The organism is Agromyces sp. NPDC057865 (assembly GCF_042796995.1).
GTDB lineage: Bacteria > Actinomycetota > Actinomycetes > Actinomycetales > Microbacteriaceae > Agromyces.
On record NZ_JBHVMJ010000002.1, the window covers coordinates 47,223 to 68,397 of the forward strand.

Annotated in this window: 25 protein-coding genes; 16 read left to right on the plus strand and 9 right to left on the minus strand. The window is 72.7% G+C overall.

From position 1 onward, the window contains the following. Positions 1-6: 6 nt before the first annotated feature. Positions 7-609, plus strand: a complete 603-nt coding sequence (locus ACFVN5_RS07825; RefSeq protein ID WP_376954401.1) for a mismatch-specific DNA-glycosylase — start codon at positions 7-9, stop codon at positions 607-609. 29 nt (positions 610-638) lie between these two features. Then, complete coding sequence (locus ACFVN5_RS07830) at positions 639-1,328, plus strand: NUDIX hydrolase (protein WP_376954403.1); 690 nt, start codon at positions 639-641, stop codon at positions 1,326-1,328. 13 nt (positions 1,329-1,341) lie between these two features. Here ACFVN5_RS07830 and ACFVN5_RS07835 read toward each other — a convergent pair whose 3' ends face one another. Beyond that, a complete protein-coding gene (locus ACFVN5_RS07835) occupies positions 1,342-1,998 on the minus strand; it encodes a DUF4386 family protein (protein WP_376954404.1) in 657 nt (218 codons plus the stop codon). A gap of 29 nt (positions 1,999-2,027) precedes the next feature. Between ACFVN5_RS07835 and ACFVN5_RS07840 the strand changes: the two genes are divergently transcribed. After that, a complete protein-coding gene (locus ACFVN5_RS07840; RefSeq protein ID WP_376954406.1) occupies positions 2,028-2,678 on the plus strand; it encodes a TetR/AcrR family transcriptional regulator in 651 nt (216 codons plus the stop codon). A 289-nt stretch (positions 2,679-2,967) separates the two neighbouring features. Next, a complete protein-coding gene (locus tag ACFVN5_RS07845) occupies positions 2,968-3,363 on the plus strand; it encodes an SHOCT domain-containing protein (RefSeq protein ID WP_376954408.1) in 396 nt (131 codons plus the stop codon). A 64-nt stretch (positions 3,364-3,427) separates the two neighbouring features. On the opposite strand, the gene ACFVN5_RS07850 is transcribed toward ACFVN5_RS07845, so the two are convergent. Beyond that, positions 3,428-4,168: an alpha/beta fold hydrolase gene (locus ACFVN5_RS07850; RefSeq protein WP_376954409.1), complete on the minus strand. Its 741-nt coding sequence runs from the start codon at positions 4,166-4,168 to the stop codon at positions 3,428-3,430. Positions 4,169-4,280: 112 nt separating this feature from the next. Here ACFVN5_RS07850 and ACFVN5_RS07855 point away from each other — a divergent pair, with 112 nt between their 5' ends. The 3 genes from ACFVN5_RS07855 to ACFVN5_RS07865 are packed head-to-tail and all read left to right on the plus strand — an operon-like array spanning position 4,281 to position 6,771. Continuing rightward, entirely contained in the window at positions 4,281-5,132 is an 852-nt protein-coding gene (locus ACFVN5_RS07855; RefSeq protein ID WP_376954411.1) for a hypothetical protein, read from the plus strand. Positions 5,133-5,162: 30 nt separating this feature from the next. Then, positions 5,163-5,957, plus strand: coding sequence for a ferritin-like domain-containing protein (locus ACFVN5_RS07860; protein ID WP_376954412.1), 795 nt, complete (start codon positions 5,163-5,165; stop codon positions 5,955-5,957). Positions 5,958-5,967: 10 nt separating this feature from the next. Continuing rightward, a complete protein-coding gene (locus ACFVN5_RS07865) occupies positions 5,968-6,771 on the plus strand; it encodes a class I SAM-dependent methyltransferase (RefSeq protein ID WP_376954413.1) in 804 nt (267 codons plus the stop codon). Between the two features lie 92 nt (positions 6,772-6,863). Here ACFVN5_RS07865 and msrA read toward each other — a convergent pair whose 3' ends face one another. Together msrA and msrB are read right to left on the minus strand one after the other, a co-directional pair. Continuing rightward, the gene (gene msrA, locus ACFVN5_RS07870; protein WP_376954414.1) at positions 6,864-7,409 is read right to left on the minus strand and encodes a peptide-methionine (S)-S-oxide reductase MsrA; all 546 of its coding nucleotides are present in this window, start codon (positions 7,407-7,409) and stop codon (positions 6,864-6,866) included. After that, a complete protein-coding gene (gene msrB / locus ACFVN5_RS07875) occupies positions 7,406-7,894 on the minus strand; it encodes a peptide-methionine (R)-S-oxide reductase MsrB (protein WP_376954415.1) in 489 nt (162 codons plus the stop codon). The genes msrA and msrB overlap by 4 nt, the downstream gene beginning before the upstream one ends. A 141-nt stretch (positions 7,895-8,035) precedes the next feature. Between msrB and ACFVN5_RS07880 the strand changes: the two genes are divergently transcribed. From ACFVN5_RS07880 to ACFVN5_RS07890, 3 genes are all read left to right on the plus strand, one after another. Further along, positions 8,036-8,392: a hypothetical protein gene (locus ACFVN5_RS07880; protein WP_376954417.1), complete on the plus strand. Its 357-nt coding sequence runs from the start codon at positions 8,036-8,038 to the stop codon at positions 8,390-8,392. Positions 8,393-8,502: 110 nt separating this feature from the next. Continuing rightward, positions 8,503-10,335 carry a cation:proton antiporter gene (locus tag ACFVN5_RS07885; protein ID WP_376954419.1) on the plus strand — a complete coding sequence of 611 codons (1,833 nt, stop codon included), beginning with the start codon at positions 8,503-8,505 and terminating at the stop codon, positions 10,333-10,335. A gap of 276 nt (positions 10,336-10,611) precedes the next feature. Further along, positions 10,612-11,538, plus strand: a complete 927-nt coding sequence (locus ACFVN5_RS07890; protein WP_376954420.1) for a lytic transglycosylase domain-containing protein — start codon at positions 10,612-10,614, stop codon at positions 11,536-11,538. A gap of 78 nt (positions 11,539-11,616) precedes the next feature. Here the strand turns inward: ACFVN5_RS07890 and ACFVN5_RS07895 are convergent, their stop codons facing one another. Next, positions 11,617-13,206: a Na+/H+ antiporter gene (locus ACFVN5_RS07895; protein ID WP_376954421.1), complete on the minus strand. Its 1,590-nt coding sequence runs from the start codon at positions 13,204-13,206 to the stop codon at positions 11,617-11,619. Positions 13,207-13,283: 77 nt separating this feature from the next. Between ACFVN5_RS07895 and ACFVN5_RS07900 the strand changes: the two genes are divergently transcribed. Then, the gene (locus ACFVN5_RS07900) at positions 13,284-14,348 is read left to right on the plus strand and encodes a YihY/virulence factor BrkB family protein (RefSeq protein ID WP_376954422.1); all 1,065 of its coding nucleotides are present in this window, start codon (positions 13,284-13,286) and stop codon (positions 14,346-14,348) included. 89 nt (positions 14,349-14,437) lie between these two features. Here the strand turns inward: ACFVN5_RS07900 and ACFVN5_RS07905 are convergent, their stop codons facing one another. Further along, entirely contained in the window at positions 14,438-14,647 is a 210-nt protein-coding gene (locus ACFVN5_RS07905) for a hypothetical protein (RefSeq protein ID WP_376954423.1), read from the minus strand. 194 nt (positions 14,648-14,841) lie between these two features. On the opposite strand from ACFVN5_RS07905, the gene ACFVN5_RS07910 reads away from it, so the two are divergent. Next, the gene (locus ACFVN5_RS07910) at positions 14,842-15,348 is read left to right on the plus strand and encodes a nitroreductase family deazaflavin-dependent oxidoreductase (RefSeq protein ID WP_376954424.1); all 507 of its coding nucleotides are present in this window, start codon (positions 14,842-14,844) and stop codon (positions 15,346-15,348) included. Between the two features lie 36 nt (positions 15,349-15,384). Here the strand turns inward: ACFVN5_RS07910 and ACFVN5_RS07915 are convergent, their stop codons facing one another. Then, complete coding sequence (locus tag ACFVN5_RS07915) at positions 15,385-16,302, minus strand: LysR family transcriptional regulator (protein ID WP_376954425.1); 918 nt, start codon at positions 16,300-16,302, stop codon at positions 15,385-15,387. Between the two features lie 72 nt (positions 16,303-16,374). On the opposite strand from ACFVN5_RS07915, the gene ACFVN5_RS07920 reads away from it, so the two are divergent. From ACFVN5_RS07920 to ligD, 4 genes are all read left to right on the plus strand, one after another. Further along, positions 16,375-17,376 (plus strand): EamA family transporter, encoded by a 1,002-nt coding sequence (locus ACFVN5_RS07920; RefSeq protein WP_376954426.1) that lies wholly within the window; start codon positions 16,375-16,377, stop codon positions 17,374-17,376. Positions 17,377-17,386: 10 nt separating this feature from the next. Continuing rightward, positions 17,387-18,154, plus strand: a complete 768-nt coding sequence (locus ACFVN5_RS07925; protein ID WP_376954427.1) for a DUF2306 domain-containing protein — start codon at positions 17,387-17,389, stop codon at positions 18,152-18,154. A gap of 9 nt (positions 18,155-18,163) precedes the next feature. Next, positions 18,164-18,442 carry a DUF2277 domain-containing protein gene (locus ACFVN5_RS07930; protein WP_376954428.1) on the plus strand — a complete coding sequence of 93 codons (279 nt, stop codon included), beginning with the start codon at positions 18,164-18,166 and terminating at the stop codon, positions 18,440-18,442. Between the two features lie 86 nt (positions 18,443-18,528). Continuing rightward, positions 18,529-19,551 (plus strand): non-homologous end-joining DNA ligase, encoded by a 1,023-nt coding sequence (gene ligD, locus ACFVN5_RS07935; RefSeq protein WP_376954429.1) that lies wholly within the window; start codon positions 18,529-18,531, stop codon positions 19,549-19,551. Between the two features lie 27 nt (positions 19,552-19,578). Here the strand turns inward: ligD and ACFVN5_RS07940 are convergent, their stop codons facing one another. Then, positions 19,579-20,367 carry an isocitrate lyase/phosphoenolpyruvate mutase family protein gene (locus tag ACFVN5_RS07940; protein ID WP_376954430.1) on the minus strand — a complete coding sequence of 263 codons (789 nt, stop codon included), beginning with the start codon at positions 20,365-20,367 and terminating at the stop codon, positions 19,579-19,581. Beyond that, positions 20,361-21,146, minus strand: a complete 786-nt coding sequence (locus tag ACFVN5_RS07945) for a hypothetical protein (RefSeq protein WP_376954431.1) — start codon at positions 21,144-21,146, stop codon at positions 20,361-20,363. The genes ACFVN5_RS07940 and ACFVN5_RS07945 overlap by 7 nt, the downstream gene beginning before the upstream one ends. Positions 21,147-21,175 lie beyond the last annotated feature (29 nt).

Below are 21,175 nucleotides of genomic sequence, written 5' to 3' on the forward strand. Positions count from 1 at the left end.
CGTCTCATGGGATTCACGCGTGCGGAGCTCGAGTCGTTCCGCGGAGCGAGCGTCGCCGACCTGATGCCCGAGCATCCGAGGCTCGTCTTCGTCGGCATCAACCCCGGGCTGTGGACGGCGGCGACCGGCTCGCACTTCGCGTACCCGGGCAACCGCTTCTATCCGGCGCTCGCCGCGGCCGGCATCATCCCGCGGGTCCCCGAGTTCGCGAACGGGCTCAGCGAGGCCGACCAGCGGATGTTCCTCGATGCCGGCATCGGCATCTCGAACCTCGTGCACCGCGCGACCGCCCGCGCCGACGAGCTCGACCGAGCCGAGCTGCGCGCGGGCGCCGCGCGCCTGGCCGACGACGTGGCGCGCTGGCGGCCCCGCGTCGTGGCCATCGTCGGCCTCACCGCGTACCGCCAGGGCTTCGACCGCCCGAAGTCCCGCGCCGGGCGGCAGGACGAGCCGATCGCCGACGCGCAACTCTGGGTCGTGCCGAACCCGAGCGGGCTCAACGCGCACGCGACGGTCGCCGACCTGGCGTGCGCGTACGCCGAACCGGCCCGGGCCGCGGGCGTCCTTCCCGATCGACCCGAGCCGGCGAGCGAGCGGCCGGTGGACTGACCGGCCGAGAGCCCTCGTAGCATGAACCCATGCCGCCGACGTCAGCAGATCCCCGGTCCGAGCTCGTGGCGCTGTGCGAGCGGGGCCTCGAGTGGCGGCCCGACCTCACGCGGGCGTTGGCGGATGCCGGGGGAGCGCGTCCGGCCGCGGTGCTCGTGCTGTTCGGCGTCCTCGATTCCGTGCCCGCCCGATCGGCCGGCACGATGCCACGTGACCTCGACGTGCTGCTGCTCCGGCGGGCGGCGACGCTCGCCAGCCACGCGGGGCAGATCGCCTTCCCGGGCGGGCGCCTCGAGGCATCCGACGACGGCCCGATCGCCGCAGCCCTGCGGGAGGCGGTCGAGGAGACCGGGCTCGACCCCGACGGCATCGATCCGCTCGGCACGCTGCCGCCGATGCCGGTGCCCGTGAGCAACCACGTCGTGACACCCGTGCCGGCCTGGTGGACGCGTCCGTCGGAGGTCGCGGCGGTCGACCACGACGAGTCGGTCGAGGTGTTCCGCGTGCCCGTGGCCGACCTGCTCGATCCCGCGAACCGCGGCAACGTGGTCGGCAGTTACCAGGGCCGCACCTGGCGATCGCCGGCATTCGAGGTCGGCGGGCGCGTCGTGTGGGGCGTGACCGGGCTGATGCTGTCGCGCATGTTCGACGAGCTCGGCTGGGTCGAGCCGTGGGACGAGGAGCGCGTCGTCGAGCGCGACGACCTGCTGGGCGCCTGATCCCCGCTCGCGGTCAGCGCACGAGCAGGAGCACACCCAGCGCGATGAGCCACAGCGACCAGAGCGTGTAGCCGATCGGCACCAGCACGCCGGCGACCGACCAGCCGCGCTGCTCGAACGGACCCACGAACTCGAGCGAGCCGAGGGCGAGCATCGCACCGATCACGATGCCGGGGATCGCGAGCCAGAGCGGGAGACCGCCGGCCGCGGCGACGAGGATGGTCCACGCACCGGTCGTGAGGTACCCGAGGTGCTCGCCGACGGCGACGCCGAGGTAGCGGTGCTGCACCTGGAACACGAGGTCGACCGTCGGTCGGTCGGCTCCCGCCGCATGCTCGCGCGCGAGGAACGGCACGACGAAGACCCAGCGCAGCAGCCCGAGCGCCTGCACCGTGCCGGCGATCACGCCCACCGCGACCGCGAGCGCGGCGAGCCCGGGGTCGGCGATGAGCCCGCCGGCGAGCACCGCGACGGGGATGAACAGCAGTGCCGACCAGGCGAACGCGAACCAGAGGAGCACGAGCCCGGTGCCGCCCGCGCGGAAGCGCTCGAGGATCTCGCCCGTGGGCCGGCGCAGGATGCCCGGATAGTCGAAGCGGACGGCGAGGCCGGCGTAGCCCGCGTTGAACAGGAGCGGTGTGGCGATGAGCAGCACGGCGAGCGCGATCATGCGGCAAAGCATAGCGTACGATGTACGTTATGGAAACGACGAGCGGGCCGATCGCCAGACGACGGCGGAACAGCCTCAGCCGCGACGAGATCGTCTCCGCGGCGTTCGACCTGTACCAGGAGGGCGCGACCGACGTGAGCCTGCGGAGCGTCGCCGCTCGGATCGGCGCGTCGCCGATGGGACTGTACGCACACATCGCCACCAAGGCCGACCTGCTCGACGCCGTCGCGGACCGCGTGCTCGCGGAGCTCCCCGGTCCCGACGACGGCACCGGCGACTGGATCGACGCTGGCGTCGACCGGGCGTCCGCGCACCTCGCAGTGCTCACGGCGCACCCATGGGCCGTGCCCGTGCTGCTCGCACGCCCGAACCCGGGCCCGGCGGCGGCGATGGCGGGGGAGCACTACCTCCGTACCTTCGCACGCGGGCTCGATCCCCGCACGGCGGCGGTCGCGTTCACGGCGACCCTCGCCGTGGTCTACGGCACGGCGGCGTTCACCACCGCGGCCGGCCACTCGCCCGACGCGCAGGAGCGCGACGAGGTCGTGGGGCGCATCCGCGACGTCGAGGGGCTGCCGCACACCGCCGCCGCGGCCGAGACGCTCGCCGACTACGGCTCCGAGGAGCAGTTCCGCAGGTCGGTGCGGGCGCTCCTGACGGGGCTGGCCGCGACGCACTGAGCAGCCGATGCGGTGCGCGCGAGCTCGACACGCGACACCCGCTGTGCCGCCGCGCGAGTTCTCGACGAGGCCGCCGACGTCCTCGTCGACTCCTCGGATCCCTCGCGCGGCGGGGGTGGAACTCAGGGCTCCCGACGGGACTGTATCCGATCGATCCTGTGAGCCCGCCGCGAGTTGCACGACACGCCGACACGGAATTCACGAGCGCCCGATCGCACCCCGCGAGTAGGTTGTCGCATGTGACGACCTGCCGCGCCGGCGGGTCCTGGGGCGGGGCGAAAGGGAATCGATGAACTTCATCGGCAGTGTCTGGGACATCTTCTGGTTCTTCTTCTGGGTGTTCGTGTGGGTCGCCTACCTCTTCGTGCTGATCTACATCGTCATCGACATCTTCCGCGACCACTCGCTGAACGGCTGGCTGAAGGCCGTCTGGCTGATCTTCCTGATCTTCGTGCCGTTCATCACGGCGCTCGTCTACCTCATCGCGCGCGGCAAGGGCATGGCCGAGCGCTCGGCCGAGCGCCGGCCGCAGTACGTCGAGTACTCCGACGAGGAGCTGCGCAAGATCTCGTTCGCGAGTCCGTCGGAGGAGATCGCGAAGGCCGCTGCGCTACGCGACCAAGGGGTCATCAGCGCGGGCGAGTACGACGCGCTGAAGCGCAAGGCGCTCGGCGAGAAGTTCTAGCCGTTCCGACGACGAGCGCCCCGGCCGCGCCGCAGCCGCGGCGGCCGGGGCGCTCGGGACCGGGCTACGGCTCGATCGAACCTGCTGCGGCGAGGATGGCGTCCACCGCCGCATCCGGATGCGACACCATCGACACGTGGGACGCGTCGAGTTCGCTCACCGTCGACCCGGCGCGCTCCGCCAGGCGGCGGAGGACATCGACCGGGATGACTCGGTCGGCCGTACCGATCACCGCCCAGCTGGGGATGGTGCGCCAGGCGGGTGGCCCCGACGGGACGACGTTCGCCACGAGCGACGCCGGCCGTTGGCTCGCGACGATGGTCCAGCGGTCGGCCTCGGGCAGGTCCTGCGCGAACGACCCGTGCACGACCTCGGGCTTCAGGAAGACTTCGGCCGCGCCCTCGGGAGCGCCGGGATAGCCCGCGATGTCGAACACCGTGGTAGGGTCCGCGACGGCGAGCGCGGACGACGACCCCTCGAGGATCTGCAGCACGCTCTCGCCCTCATCGGGCATGAAGGCGTTCACGTACACCAGCGCTCGGACATCGCCGGCCTGGTTCCCCGCGTTCGTGATGACGGCGCCACCGTAGGAGTGGCCGACGAGCACGACCGGCCCGCTCGTCCGCTGGGCGAGGAACGACGCCACGTACGCGGCGTCGTCGGCGAGTCCGCGCAACAGGTTCGGCGGCACCAGCACGGTATAGCCCTGCGCCTGCAACGCCCTCGTCACGGCGTCCCAGCTGGAACCGTCGGCCCACGCCCCGTGCACCAGCACGATCGTGGGCTTCGTCGTCGCATCCGTCATGTCGTTTCCCCTCCTCGATACGAAGCGGCGACTCGTCTCCGGTCGCCACGCCGAACGCTACGGCAGCCCGCATCGCGCCGCCAGAGCCGGAAGCTGGGAGTAGCCTCGGCCCATGACGGTGAGCGCGGCCCACCATGAGCCGCCTGCATTCGACGTGCGCGAGTTCGCCCGCACCGCGCAGGGGAGCCTGCGCGACGACCTCGACCTCCCGGCGATCGCCGCCGAGCCGCTCTCGCACGAGGTCGCGCGCACGCTCGCGGCCCTCGCCCTGCTCGAGGGCGCCACGATGGCGCACCTCCGCAACGTGCTCGTGACCTCGACGCACAAGGACGCCCGGGTGACCGCGTTCCTCGTCACCTGGGCGTTCGAGAAGTTCTGGATCGCAGACGCGCTGCGCGCGATCGTCGCGGCGGGCGCCGGCGAAGAGCCGGCCTCGGCCGGCGAGCCCGACGCGGCGCCTGCGCCGACCGGCCGGGTTGCGGCATCCGCCGGGCGCGGGCCGGTGCGCCGCGCGCTCGCGGGATTCACGCAGGGCTGGGCCGTGGTCGGCGTGCACATGGCCGTCGGCTTCGTCGACGACCGGATGCTGCGCGCCGCCCACCTGCGCGTCGTCGACGTCGCGGGCAGCCCACCGCTCGCCGACGCGGTGGACCGCATCCTGCGGGTGAAGGCTCGCCACGCGGAGTTCTTCGAGGGGGAGGCGCGGGCGCGGCTCGGGACCTCCGCGCGTGCGGCACGGCTCGCCCGTCGCGAGCTGCGTCGCACCTCGTGGCCCCTCGGCGGGTCGGCGCTCGAGCCGGCGGAGCTCGACGCGTTCGGGCGGTTCGCGTTCGGCGGCGATGCCGGCCGCGCCGCGCTGCGCGGGCTCGAGCACGAGATCCGGGGGCTGCCGGGCCTCGACACCCGCACCGCGGCATCCGTCAACGCAAGCCTCGCCGCCCTCGCGGCCCGGCCCGCGGCGTGATTGCATGGTCGCAGGCGGGAAGGGGGCCTGATGGCGTTCGACATCGACCGCTACACGGCGACCTCGGTGAGCGTGCACTGGGACGACCTGGACCTCGAGTCGTTCCGCGATTCGCCGCTGCCGGCCGAGTCGCTGCGCACCCTGCGCTACATGGCCGACGTGGAGTACCACACCGTCTGCTACACCCGCGACCTGCTCACCACGCCGTCGCATCGCGAGGCCGACGTCAGCGCGTTCATGACGATGTGGAACCGCGAGGAGTTCTGGCACGGCGAGGCGCTCGCGGCGGTGCTCGCGATGCACGACGTCACCGTCGACTACGACGCCCTGAAGGCGAGCCGGCTGAAGCTCGGCTGGCGCGACCGGCTCGACCCGATCAAGCAGTCCGTGCTCGGCTCCCTCGTCGGCTCGGACTTCGTCGCGGTGCACATGTCGTGGGGCGCGGCGAACGAGTGGTCGGCGATCACGGCGTACCAGCGCATGGCCGACCTCGAGGAGCATCCGGTGCTCGCCGAGCTGCTGCGCCGCATCGCGAAGCAGGAGGCCAGGCACGTCGCGTTCTACACCTCGCAGGCGCGCGAACGGCTGGCGGCGAGCGCGAAGGCGCGGAAGGTGACGCGCTTCGCGCTGAGCCGGTTCTGGGCGCCGGTCGGCTCGAGCATCTCGTCCGACGATGACGTCCGGCACGTCATGACGCACCTCATGAGCGGCCCCGAAGGGCGGCGGGCGGCACGCAAGGTCGACGACAGCATCAGCGGGATGCCGGGACTCGACGGCCTGACGATCGTGCAGGACGCGCTCGACCGCATCGGCGTGCCCGGGTAGCGTGAAGGGCATGGCTCAGCAACGCGAGCCCGACACGTGGGCGCACGGACGCGCGTACGAGTCCTACGTCGGACGGTGGAGTCGCGAGATCGCCCCGCGCTTCCTCGAGTGGCTGCGGCAGCCGCCGGGGCTGCGGTGGCTCGACGTCGGATGCGGCACGGGTGCGCTCAGCGCCGCCATCATCGAGCAGGCGATGCCCGCCACCGTCGACGGCGTCGACCCCTCGGAGGGCTTCCTCGAGGCGGCGGTCACCGAGCTCGGCAACCGCGTCACCTTCCACCGGGCCGGGGCGGAGGCGCTGCCGATCGACGACGATTCCATCGACGTCGTGGTGTCGGGGCTCGCCCTCAACTTCGTGCCCGATCCCGACCGCGGGCTCGCCGAGATGACGCGGGTCGCGGTCGGCGGCGGTGTCGTGGCCGCCTACGTGTGGGACTACGCCGAGCGCATGGAGCTCATGCGGTGGTTCTGGGATGCAGCGGGCGATCTCGACCCCGTGGCCGCGGAGCTCGACGAGCGCGAGCGGTTCGCGGAGTTCACGCCCGAGGCGCTCACGTGGCGCTTCGCAGGCGCGGGCCTGCTCGACGTGGAGACGACGGGCATCGAGATCCCGACGGTGTTCCGCGACTTCGACGACTACTGGACGCCGTTCCTCGGCGGGCAGGGGGTCGCGCCGGCCTACGCGATGATGCTCGACGAATCGGCCCGTGGTCGGCTGCGGGAGCGGCTGCGCAAGCTCCTCCCCGTCGAGGACGACGGGACGATCCGGCTCGTGGCCCGCGCGTGGGCCGTGCGCGGCATCGTCGCGGGCTGACCACGGACGGCTCGGCACGGACGGCCGAGCACGGAAACGGCCCCGGCGGGAGATCCCGCCGGGGCCGTTCGCGTCACTTCACCTGCCGGTGGCTATGCGACGGTCTCCGCGTCGCGCTTCGGCAGCTTCCAGCCGGGTCGCACGTAGTGGCACGTGTACCCGTTCGGGTAGCGCTCCAGGTAGTCCTGGTGCTCGGGCTCCGCCTCCCAGAACGCGCCCGCGGGGGAGACCTCGGTGGTCGCCGGCCCCGGCCAGATGCCGGAGGCGTCGACGTCGGCGATGGTCTCGTACGCGGTGACCTCCTGCTCGGGCGTCGTCGGGAAGATCGCCGAGCGATAGCTCATCCCGATGTCGTTGCCCTGGCGGTTCCGCGTCGACGGGTCGTGGATCTGGAAGAAGAACTCGAGCAGGTCGCGGTACGACACCTTCGACGGGTCGTACACGATCTCGAGCGCCTCGGCGTGGCTGCCGTGGTTGCGGTACGTCGCGTTCGGCACGTCGCCGCCGGTGTAGCCCACGCGCGTGTCGATCACGCCCGGGCGCTTGCGGAGCAGGTCCTCCATGCCCCAGAAGCAGCCGCCCGCCAGGACGGCGGTCTCGGTGCCGGGGATGCTGGTGATCTCGCCGGGGTTGGTCATGATGCGTCCTCCTTCTCGGATGCCGCGGCATCCGGGGTCGTGGTCGGGAACAGCGAGCGGTACTGGCCGTACCCCTCCGCCTCGAGGTCGGCGGCGGGAATGAACCGCATCGCGGCCGAGTTCATGCAGTAGCGCAGGCCGCCCTCCTCGATCGGGCCGTCGTCGAACACGTGCCCGAGGTGGCTGTCGGCGCCCGAGGAGCGCACCTCGGTGCGCTTCATCCAGAGCGTCCGGTCGACCTTCTCGGTGACGGCGTCGGGCTCGATCGGCCGCGTGAAGCTCGGCCAGCCCGAACGGCTGTCGTACTTGTCGGTCGAGGCGAACAGCGGCTGCCCCGAGACGACGTCCACGTAGATGCCGGGCTCGTGGTTGTTCCAGTACTGGTTGCGGAACGCCGGCTCGGTGGCGTCCTCCTGCGTGACCCGGTACTGCTGGGGGGTGAGGCGGGAGACCGCCTCGGGAGTCCTGCGGTAGTCCTGTGGCACTTCGTATCCTCCTTCGCGGGCGCCGCTGGCTGCGGCGCTCGACGCACGCTCGACCGGCTGGCGATTCACGGCGTCACCAGAGGAAACAGTCGGGGAGGCGGTCCTGTTCCGCCGTTCGGGCCTCCCCGCTGTGACTTCCCTGTGAGCACCGTCCGTACCCGGCGGACGTGTCGCCGTCGCCCCGCGGACGTACGATGGAGCCACGCCGGCCGGGGCGCTCTGGAAGGAGCAGCACTGGCCACCACCTGGCACCCGATCCTCGCTGCGGCCGAACCCGAACCGGGGCGCTGGCGCCTCATCGACAGCTCCGGTCGCGAGTACGGCACGGTCACGATCGTGCGCGTCGGCGGCCGGGTGCGGTACCGCGCCGAGTTCGGCGGACGGCTGCTCGGCTGGGGCACCACCCTGCGCGGCGCGTGCGAGCAGGTGCACCACGCGTTCGTGCGGTCGCACGGCCCGGGGGACTGGCCGGGGTATCCCGACTTCCACGATCGCTGAGGCACGATCCACGAGGGACGTTCGCTCGCCACGATCCCCGAGCCCTCGTCGCGTCGGTAGGCGGTCATGCGCCAGACTTGGCGGCAGGATCCCGGGGGAGGTGAGCGTCGGTGGAGCTCCTGGTCGTCGGCGTGCTCGGCCTCCTCGGCATCGCCGCCGCGACGGCGCTCGGTCCGCGCGTGCGGGTGTCCCCGCCGCTGCTGCTCGTGATCGTCGGCATCCTCGTGAGCTTCCTGCCGTTCGTGCCCGAGATCGAGATCGACCCCGAGTGGATCATCGCGGGGGTGCTGCCGCCACTGCTCTACTCGGCGTCCGTCGCGATGCCCTCGATGGAGTTCCGCCGCGAGTTCGGGGCGATCAGCGGACTCTCCGTGTCGCTCGTCGTGGTGAGCTCGGTCGCGATGGGGCTGCTGTTCACCTGGATCGTGCCTGGCCTCAGCCTCGCGGCCGGCATCGCGCTCGGCGCCATCGTCAGCCCCACCGACGCCGTCGCGACCTCGATCGTGAAGCGCGTCGGGGTGACGCCGCGCATCGTGACGGTGCTCGAGGGCGAGAGCCTGCTCAACGACGCGACGGCGCTGGTGCTGCTGCGCTCGGCCATCGCCGCGACCGCCGCGTCGATCACGTTCTGGGAGATCGTCGGCGACTTCGTGTTCGCCGTCACGGTCGCGGTGGTCGTCGGGTACGCGGTGGGCAAGGTCAACCTGTGGGTCCGGTCGCGGGTCACGGATGCCACGGTGAACACGGTCATCTCCTTCGCCGTGCCGTTCGTCGCCGCGGTTCCGTGCGAGGCGCTCGGGGCATCCGGGCTCGTCGCGGCAGTCGTCGCGGGGCTCGTGACGGGCCGCGGCGCGATCCGCAGCCTCTCGCCGCAGCACCGCATGTCGGACGTGCAGAACTGGCGCACGATCGAGCTCATCCTCGAGGGAGCGGTCTTCCTCGTCATGGGGCTCGAGCTGTCCACGATCGTCAGCGACCTGACGAACGAGGTGCGCGGCATCGAGCTCGGCGCCCGCGTCGCGGGGATCACGCTCCTCGGCGTCGTCGTCGTTCGGGCGCTGTTCGTGTTCCCCATGCTCGGGCTGCAGCGCCGGAGCTTCCGGCGCGGCGAGCGGATGAAGCCGCACCTCACCGCCGTGCAGGAACGGCTGGAGGGGGTGGACCCGACCCAGGCCGACCTCATGCTCGATGCCGCGAGGGCGGACGCCGCGCGCGCGGGCAGCATGCCGGAGCCGGCCGAGGCCGCCGACCCCGACGCCGACCCGCCGACCGACGACGAGGTCGCCGTCGGCGAGCAGGCGGCCGACCATCGCCGTCGCCGGTTCCGGCGCCGGCCACCCGACCGGGCGATCTCGTCAGCGTCGCTGCAGCGCTTCCAGTCGCGACTGCGACGCAAGGTCGCCGACATCGACTACTTCATGGCGGAGCCGCTGGGCTGGCGCGAGGGCACCGTCATCGTGTGGGCGGGCATGCGCGGCGCCATCACGCTCGCCGCGGCGCAGACACTGCCGCAGGGCACGCCCGACCGCTCGCTCGTGATCTTCATCGCATTCCTCGTCGCGGCCGGATCGCTCATCATCCAGGGCGCGACGCTCCCGTGGCTGGTGCGGCTCGTCAAGCCAGCCGGCGTCGACCGGGAAGCCGCGCGCACCGAACGCGCGGACCTGCTCGAGATGCTCCGCGGCGTCGCCGACGACGTCGTGCGCGAGCACCGCGAGGCCCGCGCGGCGGCGGGGGAACCCTCGGGCCCACGCGACGCCGAGGCCGATCGCGAGCTCTACCGTACCCTCCGACTGGACATCATCGCGGCTCAGCGCGAGGCCCTCCTCTCGGTCCGCGACGAGGGCACCTTCAGCGCGTCAGTGCTCACGGGTGCGCTCGAGACCCTCGACGCCGACCAGATCAGCATGGAGCTGCGGCGGGCGCACCAGGACGAGGCCTGACTGCGGCCTCCGCGGGGTTCGACCTCCCGCCGTGCTCGGCAACCGTTTCCCGGAAACTCGAGTCACGCGCCGTTCGGGACCACGCAGAATGCGAACTCGGTCGCGGAAATCGTGAGCAAAGGTCAAGAACGTGGAGGACATTCACAGGAACACATGAGGGTTTATACAGAAGCCCTCGGCAGACTGGCCACTTCGCCCGGGCGCCCCCGCGCCCGCGGAACGTCGAGTCAAGGTTCACGCGGCAGCCCCGCCCGAGAGCCGCCCCCCGTGAAAGTCATGCAGAACCAGTCTTCCTCCACACCTGACAACTCCAGCTCACTCCAGACGGTCGATCCCGAGACCGTCCCCCGCCGCGATCAGCGCGGCCGCCGCGGCAGGCGCCGCGGAGCATGGCTCGCCGCCGGCGCAGTCGTCGCGATCGGCGCCATGGTCGGCACCGGCTTCGCCGTGCAGGGGGCCGTCGCCGCCCAGAACGACCGCATCGCCGAGACCCGAGCGCTCACCGACGCCGCGAACAGCGACGTGCAGCAGCTCGACGCGCACGGCGGCATCCTCGAGGCCCGCGCGGTGAAGCAGGCTGAGGAGACCCTCGCCGGCGCCAACGACACCATCACGGCCGCGCAGGGCAAGACGGATGCCACGGCGCTCGTCGCCGAGGTCTCCGCGCTCGGCGACTACAAGCTCCTCGCGCCCGAGCGCGTGTTCGACCTCGTCGACTCGACGCAGGCGCACGCCGAGACCGTGCGCGCCGCCGTGGCGGAGGTCGACCGCGTCGCCGCGGAGCAGGCCGCCGCTGCTGCCGCTGCTGCAGCCGCCGCGAAGGCCGCCGCCGAGGCCGCTGCCGCCGCCGAGGCGCAGCAGGCGTCATCGTCGTCGTCCTCGCGCCCCGGCGCGCCCGCCAACCCGACCGCCGCCCAGGCCATCGCCCGCGACATGCTGCTCCAGCGCGGCTGGGGCGACGACCAGTTCGGCTGCCTCGTCGAGCTCTGGAACCACGAGTCCGGCTGGAACGTCTACGCCTCGAACCCGAGTGGCGCGTACGGCATCCCGCAGGCGCTGCCCGGCAGCAAGATGGCCTCGGCCGGCCCCGACTGGGAGTCGAACCCCGCCACGCAGATCTCGTGGGGCCTCGGCTACATCACCGGCCGCTACGGCACCCCGTGCGGTGCCTGGGACGCCTTCAACTCGCAGGGCTGGTACTGATCCCGTCGCCGACCCGAAGCGACCCCCAGGGAACGCCCCCGACCGCAGCGCGGTCGGGGGCGTTCCCTCGTTCGGGCGTCACTCGTCGTCGGGCGGCCGCGACAGGCGCAGCTCCTCGAGGTCGAGGCGCGCCTGCAGCCGACGGAGGATGACGTCGTCGATGCGCCGTTCGTGGCGGAGGGCGATGAGCGCCTCCCGCTTCACCGGGAGCAGGGCGAGGCGGAGCTCGTCCTCCTCGTCGGCGCGGCTTCCGTCGCGCGCGGCGGCCTCAGGGCGTCCGTCCTCGCGGTGGATGAGCGTGAGCCGCTCCTCGTAGCCGACGCGGAGCGCGTCGACCACCGCGTCGTCCGACCCGAGCTCGACGGCCGTGCCCGGCAGCGCGTCGAGGGCGGCGCGCAGCATCCGCTGCTCGCCCAGCAACTCCTCGTCGAGCTCGCGCGGGTCGGGCCCGAGATGGGACCAGCGCACGATCGCGGGCAGGGTGAGCCCCTGCACGACGAGCGTGAACAGGATCACGACGAACGTGACGGCGATCACGAGGTCGCGCCCCGGCAGCGGATCGCCGGCGGCGGTCTCCTCGGGCAGGGCAAGCGCCGCGGCGAGCGAGACGGCCCCGCGGAAGCCCGCCCAGCTCAACGGGAAGCGCTGGCGGAAGCCGATGCGCCGCAGGCGCTGCGCCGGGCGGCGGTCGAGGGCGCGGATGAGGTAGGGCGTGGTGACGCCCCAGAGCAGTCGAACCGCCATGACGCCGACCGCGCACGCGAGCCCGAACAGCAGCGCCTCGGGCCATGCGGGTCCCAAGCTGTCGAGCACCGGCTTCAGCTCGAGTCCGATCAGCACGAACAGGGAGCCGTTCAGCACGTAACTCGCCAGCTGCCAGAAGCCGTAGGTCTGCGCGCGCGTCGCCGCCGTGATGATCCGCGGGCCGAAGTGGCTGACGACGAGGCCGCAGACCACGACCGCGACCACGCCCGACGCCCCCACGAGCTCTGCGGGCAGGTAGGCGAGGAACGGCGTCAGCATGCTCAGCGTGCCGCTCAGCAGCCGGTCGTCGCGGATGACGCGTCGGAGCAGGTACACGCCGTAGCCGATCACCAGGCCGATGGCGATGCCGAGCGCGTACGCGTAGGTGAACTGCAGGCTGAGGTCGACGAACGAGATCGACGCGCCGGCGGTCGCCGCGCCGACCGCGACGCTGTAGAGCACCAGCGCGGTCCCGTCGTTGAGCAGGCTCTCGGCGCGGAGGATCGTGCCCTGCCGCCGTGGCAGGCTCCGGACGACGGCGGCGACCGCCGTGGCATCCGTCGGCGAGAGGATCGCCCCGAGCGCGAGGGCCATGGCCCACGGCAGGCCGAGCGACGCCGCGAGCCACGCGATCGCGAAGGCCGTCACGAACACGAGCACGATCGCGAGCAGCACGATGACGCGGAGGTTGTCGCGGATCTCGCGGAGCGAGGTGTTGAGCGACTCCCAGTAGAGCAGCGCGGGGAGGAACAGGAGCAGTACGAGCTCGGGCGGCAGCTCGACGTCGCCGAGCGCCGGGACGAAGCTGAGCGCCGCACCGGCCACGAGGAGGACGAGCGGCGCAGGCACGCGGATCCGTCTCGCAAGCATGCCGCCGCCGAGGATCGTGGCGCCGAGCACCACGACGAGGATGAGTCCGTCCATGGGTCCCGTCATCCCATTCCGGCCGGGGGCGTGTCAAGCGACTGCGATCCCCACCCGCGCCTCGATAGCCTGACCGCATGGCCGACCAGCAGACGCAGCGACGACCGGGGGGTCCGTTCGCCGGGATCGTCGCGTGGGGCACGAAGGTCACGGCGTGGGCGCTCGCGACCAGGCCCGTGCGCGCGTGGTTCATCTACCTGGAGCATCACGGGCCGATGCTCGCCGACAGCGTGACGTACCGCACCCTCTTCTCGGTGTTCGCGGGCGTCTTCCTCGGGTTCGCGATCGGCGGCATCTGGCTCGCCGGCAGCCCCGACGCCCTCGACGCCCTGGTCGCGACCATCGAGATGGCGATCCCGGGCCTGATCGGCGAGAACGGCGTCATCAATCCCGACGACCTGATCCAGCCCATCACGCTCAGCATCGCGGGCGTCTTCGCGCTCGTCGGCCTGGTGGGCGCCGCCATCGGCGCCGTGGGGTCGCTGCGCATCGCGTTCCGCGACCTCGCCGACCAGCCCGACGACCAGACGTTCTTCGTGTGGGTGCTGCTGCGGGACTTCGTGCTCGCGGTCGGCTTCGGCGCCGCGCTCACGCTAGCGGCCGTCGTGACGTTCGTGAGCACGAACGCCCTCACCACGTTCTTTGGCTGGCTCGAGATCTCGACGCGCGAGCCGGCCTTCGACGTCCTCGTCCGGATCGGCTCGGGGATCGTCATCTTCGCGATCGACACGGTCGTCATCGCAGCCATGTTCCGGATCCTCTCGGGGCTCCGGCCGAGCGGTCGGTCGCTGTGGGCGGGTTCGCTGCTCGGCGGCGCGGGGCTGCTCGCGCTGCAGCTGCTCTCGAGCCTCTTCGTCGGCGGCGCCAACGCGAACCCACTGCTCGCCTCGTTCGCGTCGCTGATCGCCCTGCTGCTCTGGATCAACCTGTCGGCGCAGGTGATCCTGATCGCGGGTGCCTTCATCGTGGCGGCCGTCGACGAGGAGCAGGACCGCGTGCACGCTCGGCACGGCGCACCGACGCTCGCCCTGCGGCGGCTGCAGCGGGCCGAGCGTCGGGCGACGGATGCCGCGACCGAGCTCGCCTCGGCCCGCGAGGCGGTCGAGAAGGAGCTGGCGGCGCAGCATCCACCGAAGTCCTGACGGGCCGGCGGCAGCGCCTCGGAAGCCGGACACGGGCGACGGCCGGGCGCTGGTCCCTGCAGTCCCGCGCCCGGCCGCCCGTCCTGGGGTCAGCGTTCGGGGTACGCGGTGCCGTCGTCGACGATCTCGACGACCTCGACCTCCTCGACGACGACGTCGTCATCGTCGAGCCGTTTCCCGTCCGCGTCGACGACCTCCTCGACCTCTTCGTACTCCTCCTTCGGCAGCTCCGCGCTGAGCGGCAGCTCCGCGTCCGTGTACTCGCCCTCGAAGGGCTCTCCCGGTCGTACGTCCGACATGGTTCCTCCGATCGTCACGGCCGATCCGCCGGTCGGTCGGCCTGCGCCCCACGGTACGGCCGGGCGCGGCGCGGGCGCAGGGGATTGACGTGCCGCCGACGGCGCGGTAGCCCCTCGGGCCGCGTCCGGCGCCGAAGCGGCGATCGGGCGGACGAGTCCTTTCCGCGGTCGGCCGCCGCGAGCAGAATGGGCACGTGCCCACCGTGCAGCAGGTCGTCCGGTCCGTCATCGCGCCCATCACGCGCACGCGGCTGTTCCGCGCGATCGGCCCCGCGCTGCTCCCGCCGGCCGAGCGCCTGGTGGCGTGGCTCACCGGCGGGCGCGTGCAGCTCAGCGGGCTCCTCGTGCCGTCGCTCGTGCTCCACACGGTCGGCGCGAAGTCGGGCGAGCCCCGCGAGACGTACCTCATGTACACGCCCGACGGGCGTGGTCGTGCGATCGTCGCCGGCACCACGTTCGCGCAGGAGCGGCATCCCGCCTGGACCTACAACCTGCTCGCTCACCCCGACGCGTCGATCACCGTGCGCGGCCGACGCCTGCACGTGCGCGCGAGCCGCATCCCCGACGACGAACGCGACGCCGCGTGGGCGCGCATCGAGGCGCAGTGGCCCGGCTACCGCGGGTACGAGCGCGACTCGGGCCGCATCGTGCGGCTCTTCCGCCTGCAGCCCGTCACGGGTCCGCACGACGCGTCGATGTGACGCAGGCCCGGTCGCCGTTCGCGACGACCCCGTCGGTCAGGTGATCGCGGATGCCTCGATTCGTCGTCCGGCGTCGAGGAGCAGTCGCACCGCGCGGCGGATGCCCGCACTCTCGGCCATCGACCGGCGGTAGGCGACGCGGATGTCGCGCACCTGGCTGTGGTCGGCGAGCGGACGCGCGACGACGCCGTCGGGCAGGTTCGACCGGCCGAGCCGGGGGACCAGCGCGATCGCGACGCCCTGCCGCGCGAGCTCGATGAGGGAGGCGAAGTCGGGATCCTCGGCGACGACCCGTGGGACCGCGTCGAGGTCGGCGAAGATCCGCATGAGCGCCTCGTGGCAGATGGCGCCCTTCGGCGTGCTCGCCCATGCCTCGCCGACGAGGTCGGCGCGCTCGAGCTCGGCGCGGCCGGCGAGCGGGTGGTCGACGGGGAGCACGACATCGGCCTCGTCGTGGCACACGTGCTCGGTGGCGACGTGCGACGGCGCGATGAGCGGCACCGAGTTCCAGTTGTGCACGACGGCGAGGTCGGCGGAGCCTGAGGCGACCATGGCCATGGCGTCGACGGGGTCGACGCTCGTCACGGTCGCAAGCACCGCGGCATCCGCATCGCGCAGTTCGCCGAGCACCGGGCCGAGCAGCCCTCGCGTGGCGGTCGAGAACGAGGCGATGCGCAGCGGAGCGGTCGGCCGGGCGCCGCTCGCGGCCACCGACTCGAGCCGTTCGAGGCCGTCGAGCAGCTCGCGGCCCTCGCTCGCGAGCGTGCGACCGCGCTCCGTGAGCAGCACGCCGCGGCCGCGTCGCTCGAGCAGCACGGCGTCGAGGTCGCGCTCGAGCTTCTTCACCTGCTGCGACACCGCCGACGGCGTGTAGCCGAGCTGGTCGGCCGCGGCCACCACCGATCCCGCCCGGTCGACGGCGACGAGCGCCCGCAGTCCCTGCAGATCGATCATGTAGTGATCGTACGTGATCAGCCGAAGAATTCGGAACTGGTGCTGAATCCATTCGGCTGCTTGGCTGGAGTCGTGACCCCGCGACACCTCCTGCTCGGCCTCCTCGTCGCCCTCATCTGGGGCGTCAACTTCGTGGCCATCGACCTCGGCCTGCGCGACACCCTGCCGCTCGTGCTCGTGGCGCTGCGATTCTCCCTCGTCGCCGTGCCGCTCGTGTTCTTCGTCCCCCGACCGGATGCCCCGTGGCGCGTCATCGCGGGCATCGGCCTGTTCATGAGCGCCGGCCAGTTCGGCCTGCTCTTCACCGCGATGCACCTCGGCCTGCCCGCGGGCCTCGCCGCGGTCGTGCTGCAGTGCCAGATGATCTTCACGCTCGTGATCGGCGCGGTCGTGCTGCGCGAGCGCCCGACCCGGATGCAGCTGCTCGGCGCGCTCCTCGGCGTCGCCGGGCTCGGGATCGTCGCGCTCGGCCGCCTCGAGGGCGCGCCGGGGCTCACGGCGATCGTGCCGCTCCTCATCTGCGTCGCGGCGGGCCTCAGCTGGGGCATCGGCAACGTGATCTCCCGGTCGGCGGCCGGTGCCGACGGCTTCGGGATCGTCGTCTGGTCCGCCCTGTTCGTGCCGTTGCCCGTGCTCGCGCTCAGCCTCCTGCTCGACGGACCGGCGGCGGTCGGCGAGGCGTTCGCCACGATCGGCTGGGAGACGATCGCGAGCGTCGGCTTCACGGCGGGCATGGCGTCGCTCGTGGGCTACACGATCTGGAACATGCTGCTCGGCTGGTACCCGGCCGCGATGGTGGCGCCGTTCGCGCTGCTCACTCCACCGATCGGGCTCGCCGCCGCGGCCCTCGCACTCGGCCAGGTGCCGAACGCCCTCGAGCTCGCCGGGAGCGCGCTCCTCGTCGGCGGCGTGGCGGTCGGGCAGCTGCGCCGCCGCCGACGGCTCGGGCCCGCTGCGTCGGTCGCGGTCGCGGTCGAGGCGGATGCCGCGGCATCCGGTGCGTCCGACGACGGGGGGATCGTGGCATCCGATCGGGGGGTTGACCCGATACCGGCGGTGCGGCGGCGCTCCTAGCGTCAGCCGCATGACCACCGGAACCGCACGTCCGTCACAGCCGGCCGCCGCCGGACCCCCGCGCGGGGCGACGCCGCGCCTCGTCGCGACCCGGGCGGGATGGGCCTGGATCGTCCTCTCGTCGCTCGCCATCGCCGCGTTCGCCGTCGTGCCGTACCTCACGGCCTCGCTCGCTGAGCTCTCGGAGTCGGGCGCTGGCCTCGCGGGCAACTACGACGGCCGACCGGCCGTCGTGCAGGCGGCGTTCTACGCGCACATCGTGGCGGGCGGCCTGGCCCTCGTCGCCGGTCCGTTCCAGTTCTGGCGCGGACTCCGCGACCGGTACCGCGCCGTGCACCGGTGGATCGGGCGCGGGTACCTCGCGGCCGTGGCGATCGCGGGTGTCTCGGGCCTCGTGATCGCCCCGTTCAGCGAGGCGGGCCTCGCGGGGTTCGTCGGCTTCGGCACGCTCGCCGTGCTCTGGCTCCTGACTGCGTGGCGGGCGTACCGGGCGATCCGCGCGCGCGACGTCGCGAGCCACCGGGCCTGGATGATGCGCAACTTCGCGCTCACCTACGCCGCCGTGACACTGCGGCTCTGGCTCGGCCTGCTCATCGGCCTGCAGGCGATCCCCGGCGACTTCGACTTCGACGCCGCGTTCGCGAACGCCTACGGCGTGGTGCCGTTCCTCGCCTGGCTGCCGAACCTCGTCGTCGCGGAATGGCTGATCCGCCGCCGCGGGCTCCCGTCGTACCGGATCACCTCGGGAACCGAGGCACCCTCAACCGCCCGGGGTTAGGCTCGTCGCATGTGCCGGAACATCCACCCCCTCCACAACTTCGAGCCCGCCGCGACGGACGACGAGGTGCACGCGGCCGCACTGCAGTTCGTGCGCAAGGTGAGCGGATCGACCAAGCCGTCGAAGGCGAACGCCGAGGCGTTCGACCGCGCCGTGCACGAGATCGCGCACATCACGCGGCATCTCCTCGACGACCTCGTGACGCATGCGCCGCCGAAGGACCGCGACATCGAGGCAGCGAAGGCGCGAGCCCGGGCCGAGAAGCGGTACGCGACGTTCAGCGCGTGACCGGCGTCCGGCGGGCACGGGCACGCGCACGGCCGCCGCGCCGGCCGCCCTGTCGCGGTGTCACCCCGGCACGGTAGCGTCGCACCATGGCCGCCGAAGCTGTCACCCTCACCGTGCCCGGTCCCGACGGCGATCGGGAGGTCCGCATCTCGTCGCCGAACCGAGTGATCTGGCCCGATCCGGGCATCACGAAGCTCGAGCTCGCCGAGTACCTCGTCGCCGTGGGGGGCCCCTTCATCGAGGCGAACGGCGATCGGCCCGTGTCGCTCCAGCGGTTCCCCGAGGGCATCGACGGCGAGCAGTTCTTCTCGAAGAACCCGCCGAAGGGCGCGCCGGCCTGGGTGCGATCGGTGACGGTGACGTACCCGAGCGGCCGGCGGCATCCGCAGGTCGTGCTCGACGAGCCGGCCGCCGCGGTCTGGGCCGCGCAGATGAACACGATCGTGTTCCACCCGTGGGCGTCGAGCACCGCGAACACCGACAACCCCGACCAGCTGCGCATCGACCTCGACCCGCAGCCCGGCACGGGTTTCGCCGAGGCGGTGCCCGCCGCGCTCGCGCTGCGCGACCTCATGGGCGAGGTCGGGCTGACCCCGTTCGTGAAGACGTCGGGAAATCGCGGCATCCACGTCTTCGCGCCCATCGAGCCCGAGCACGAGTTCCTCGACGTGCGGCACGCCGTGATCGCCCTCGCCCGCGAGCTCGAGCGGCGCATGCCCGCCGAGCTCACCACCGCGTGGTGGAAGGAGGAGCGCGGCGACCGCATCTTCATCGACTTCAACCAGGCCAACCGCGACCGCACGATGGCGGGCGCCTACAGCCCGCGTCCGCTCCCGCACGCGCCGGTGTCCTGTCCGCTCGCATGGGACGAGGTCGAGTCCGCCGACCCGCGCGAGTTCACGATCCGCTCCATGCCCGACCGGCTGCGCGACGTCGGCGACCCGTGGGCAGGTATGCAGTCGCAGCTCGGCCGCATCGACACGCTGCTCGAGTGGTGGCAGCGCGACCTCGACGACGGCCTCGGCGAGCTGCCGTTCCCGCCCGACTTCCCGAAGATGCCGGGCGAGCCGATGCGCGTGCAGCCGAGCCGGGCCCGCAACCCCGAGTGAGCGGATGCCGCGCGCGGTCGCGGCCCGTCAGGGAAGGTCCGCCACCTCGTCGTAGGACGGCGTTCCGGGCTCAGGAAGGTACCGGTCGTCCCTGACGCGCCGTGCGGCCGCGGCGATCGCGCCGAGGGTGAGGCGGAACAGCAGCGATCCGGTGCTGATGCGCGCGACCCCGGCGGCGGCCAGGTCGTGCACCGGCACGCCCGGCTGCACCAGGACGTTCACCGGCGCGGAGAGGTCGCGCGCGAGTGCCGCGATGATCTCGAGCGGGATCGCGCCCGGCACGAACACGCCCGTGGCGCCCGCCGCGACGTAGCGGTGCGACCGCTCCAGCGCCTCGTGGGTGCGGGTGGCCTGGTCGGCGTCCCCGTCGATCCAGAACGGGTCGGTGCGCGCGTTGAGGTAGAGCCCGGGCGCTGCCGCGGCGACCGCTTCGATCTTCCGGGTGGCGACCTCGGGATCGACGAGCCGGCCTGTGGCATCCGAGTCCTCGAGGTTGACGCCGACCACGCCGAGGCGCGCGAGCTTCGCCGCGTAGCGGCCGACCTCGTCGGGCTCGTCGGAGAATCCGGCCTCGATGTCGACGGTGACGGCGATGCCGGCGCCGGTGATCCGACGGGCGAGGTCGAGGGTCTCGGCGGCGGTCTCGCCGGTACCGTCGGCGCGCCCTGCGGCGAACGCGACGCCGAGGCTCGTCGTGCCGACGACCGGGTGGCCGTCCGCGTGCAGCCACCGTGCTGACGCGAGGTCCCAGGCGTTCGGCAGGACGAACGGTTCGCCCGGTCGATGCAGCTCGCGGAACTCGTCCGGCGTCAGCATGCGCGCACCTCGTCGACGACGGCGGTGGCGATCGCGATCGCGTGCCTCACGGCGGGGCAGGCGCGCGGACCGGCGCCGAACGCCAGGGTGCGCGGATCGTGCGGCGAGCCGTGGTCGGCGCCGTCGAGGCGGAGCACGAGCACTTCGCCGTCGGGTGCGAGCCGCTTCGTCTGCCGCACGGGCAGTGCGTCGCGCAGCACGGCCGCGAGGAGGTCGGCGGTCGGCACGCCACCGTCCCGTGCGGCGGGCAGGCGCACCGCCGCGGCGATGAGCCCGGCGGTGGCGGCGTGAGCCTGCACGAGGAGTTGCACGCGCAGCTCGGCGTCGCCGTCGAGGTCGCCGTCGAGGCCGCCTCGCACGTCGTCGGCCGCGGCGATGAGCCGGGTCGCCGCGGCATCCGCCGACGACGACGGCCCACCCGTCGGGTAGTGCGCCGCGAGCGCTGCCACCCACGCGGGCGCAGCATCGGGATCGGCGAATCCGAGCCGGGCGGCGAGGCATGCGACCGGCACCTGGGCGGCGATCTCGTCGATCGCGGCCGGCAGCATCGCCCGGGTCCGCGCCGCGGCGTCGAGCGAGAGCTCGTCGACATCGATCCCGGCGAGCAGCACGTCGAGGCGGTGCCGTCGCGCTGCATGCGTCGCGCCGTTGACGAAGCGGGACGCGCTCGCACGGAACCGGTCGCCCGGACCGTTCGACGCGGCATCCGCCTCGGGCACGACGTAGGCGGGATCCTCGAGGATGCGCTCGACCTCGGAGCGCTCGGCGACGACGTCCATGCCTCGACGCTACGCGTGGCACGTTTCGA

Coding starts and splice junctions, on each gene's coding strand:
- ACFVN5_RS07825 (WP_376954401.1), top strand. CDS start 7: ATGGGATTCACGCGTGCGGAGCTCGAGTCGTTCCGCGGAGCGAGCGTC.
- ACFVN5_RS07830 (WP_376954403.1), top strand. CDS start 639: ATGCCGCCGACGTCAGCAGATCCCCGGTCCGAGCTCGTGGCGCTGTGC.
- ACFVN5_RS07835 (WP_376954404.1), bottom strand. CDS start 1,998: ATGATCGCGCTCGCCGTGCTGCTCATCGCCACACCGCTCCTGTTCAAC.
- ACFVN5_RS07840 (WP_376954406.1), top strand. CDS start 2,028: ATGGAAACGACGAGCGGGCCGATCGCCAGACGACGGCGGAACAGCCTC.
- ACFVN5_RS07845 (WP_376954408.1), top strand. CDS start 2,968: ATGAACTTCATCGGCAGTGTCTGGGACATCTTCTGGTTCTTCTTCTGG.
- ACFVN5_RS07850 (WP_376954409.1), bottom strand. CDS start 4,168: ATGACGGATGCGACGACGAAGCCCACGATCGTGCTGGTGCACGGGGCG.
- ACFVN5_RS07855 (WP_376954411.1), top strand. CDS start 4,281: ATGACGGTGAGCGCGGCCCACCATGAGCCGCCTGCATTCGACGTGCGC.
- ACFVN5_RS07860 (WP_376954412.1), top strand. CDS start 5,163: ATGGCGTTCGACATCGACCGCTACACGGCGACCTCGGTGAGCGTGCAC.
- ACFVN5_RS07865 (WP_376954413.1), top strand. CDS start 5,968: ATGGCTCAGCAACGCGAGCCCGACACGTGGGCGCACGGACGCGCGTAC.
- msrA (WP_376954414.1), bottom strand. CDS start 7,409: ATGACCAACCCCGGCGAGATCACCAGCATCCCCGGCACCGAGACCGCC.
- ACFVN5_RS07890 (WP_376954420.1), top strand. CDS start 10,612: ATGCAGAACCAGTCTTCCTCCACACCTGACAACTCCAGCTCACTCCAG.
- ACFVN5_RS07895 (WP_376954421.1), bottom strand. CDS start 13,206: ATGGACGGACTCATCCTCGTCGTGGTGCTCGGCGCCACGATCCTCGGC.
- ACFVN5_RS07900 (WP_376954422.1), top strand. CDS start 13,284: ATGGCCGACCAGCAGACGCAGCGACGACCGGGGGGTCCGTTCGCCGGG.
- ACFVN5_RS07905 (WP_376954423.1), bottom strand. CDS start 14,647: ATGTCGGACGTACGACCGGGAGAGCCCTTCGAGGGCGAGTACACGGAC.
- ACFVN5_RS07915 (WP_376954425.1), bottom strand. CDS start 16,302: ATGATCGATCTGCAGGGACTGCGGGCGCTCGTCGCCGTCGACCGGGCG.
- ACFVN5_RS07925 (WP_376954427.1), top strand. CDS start 17,387: ATGACCACCGGAACCGCACGTCCGTCACAGCCGGCCGCCGCCGGACCC.
- ACFVN5_RS07930 (WP_376954428.1), top strand. CDS start 18,164: ATGTGCCGGAACATCCACCCCCTCCACAACTTCGAGCCCGCCGCGACG.
- ligD (WP_376954429.1), top strand. CDS start 18,529: ATGGCCGCCGAAGCTGTCACCCTCACCGTGCCCGGTCCCGACGGCGAT.
- ACFVN5_RS07940 (WP_376954430.1), bottom strand. CDS start 20,367: ATGCTGACGCCGGACGAGTTCCGCGAGCTGCATCGACCGGGCGAACCG.
- ACFVN5_RS07945 (WP_376954431.1), bottom strand. CDS start 21,146: ATGGACGTCGTCGCCGAGCGCTCCGAGGTCGAGCGCATCCTCGAGGAT.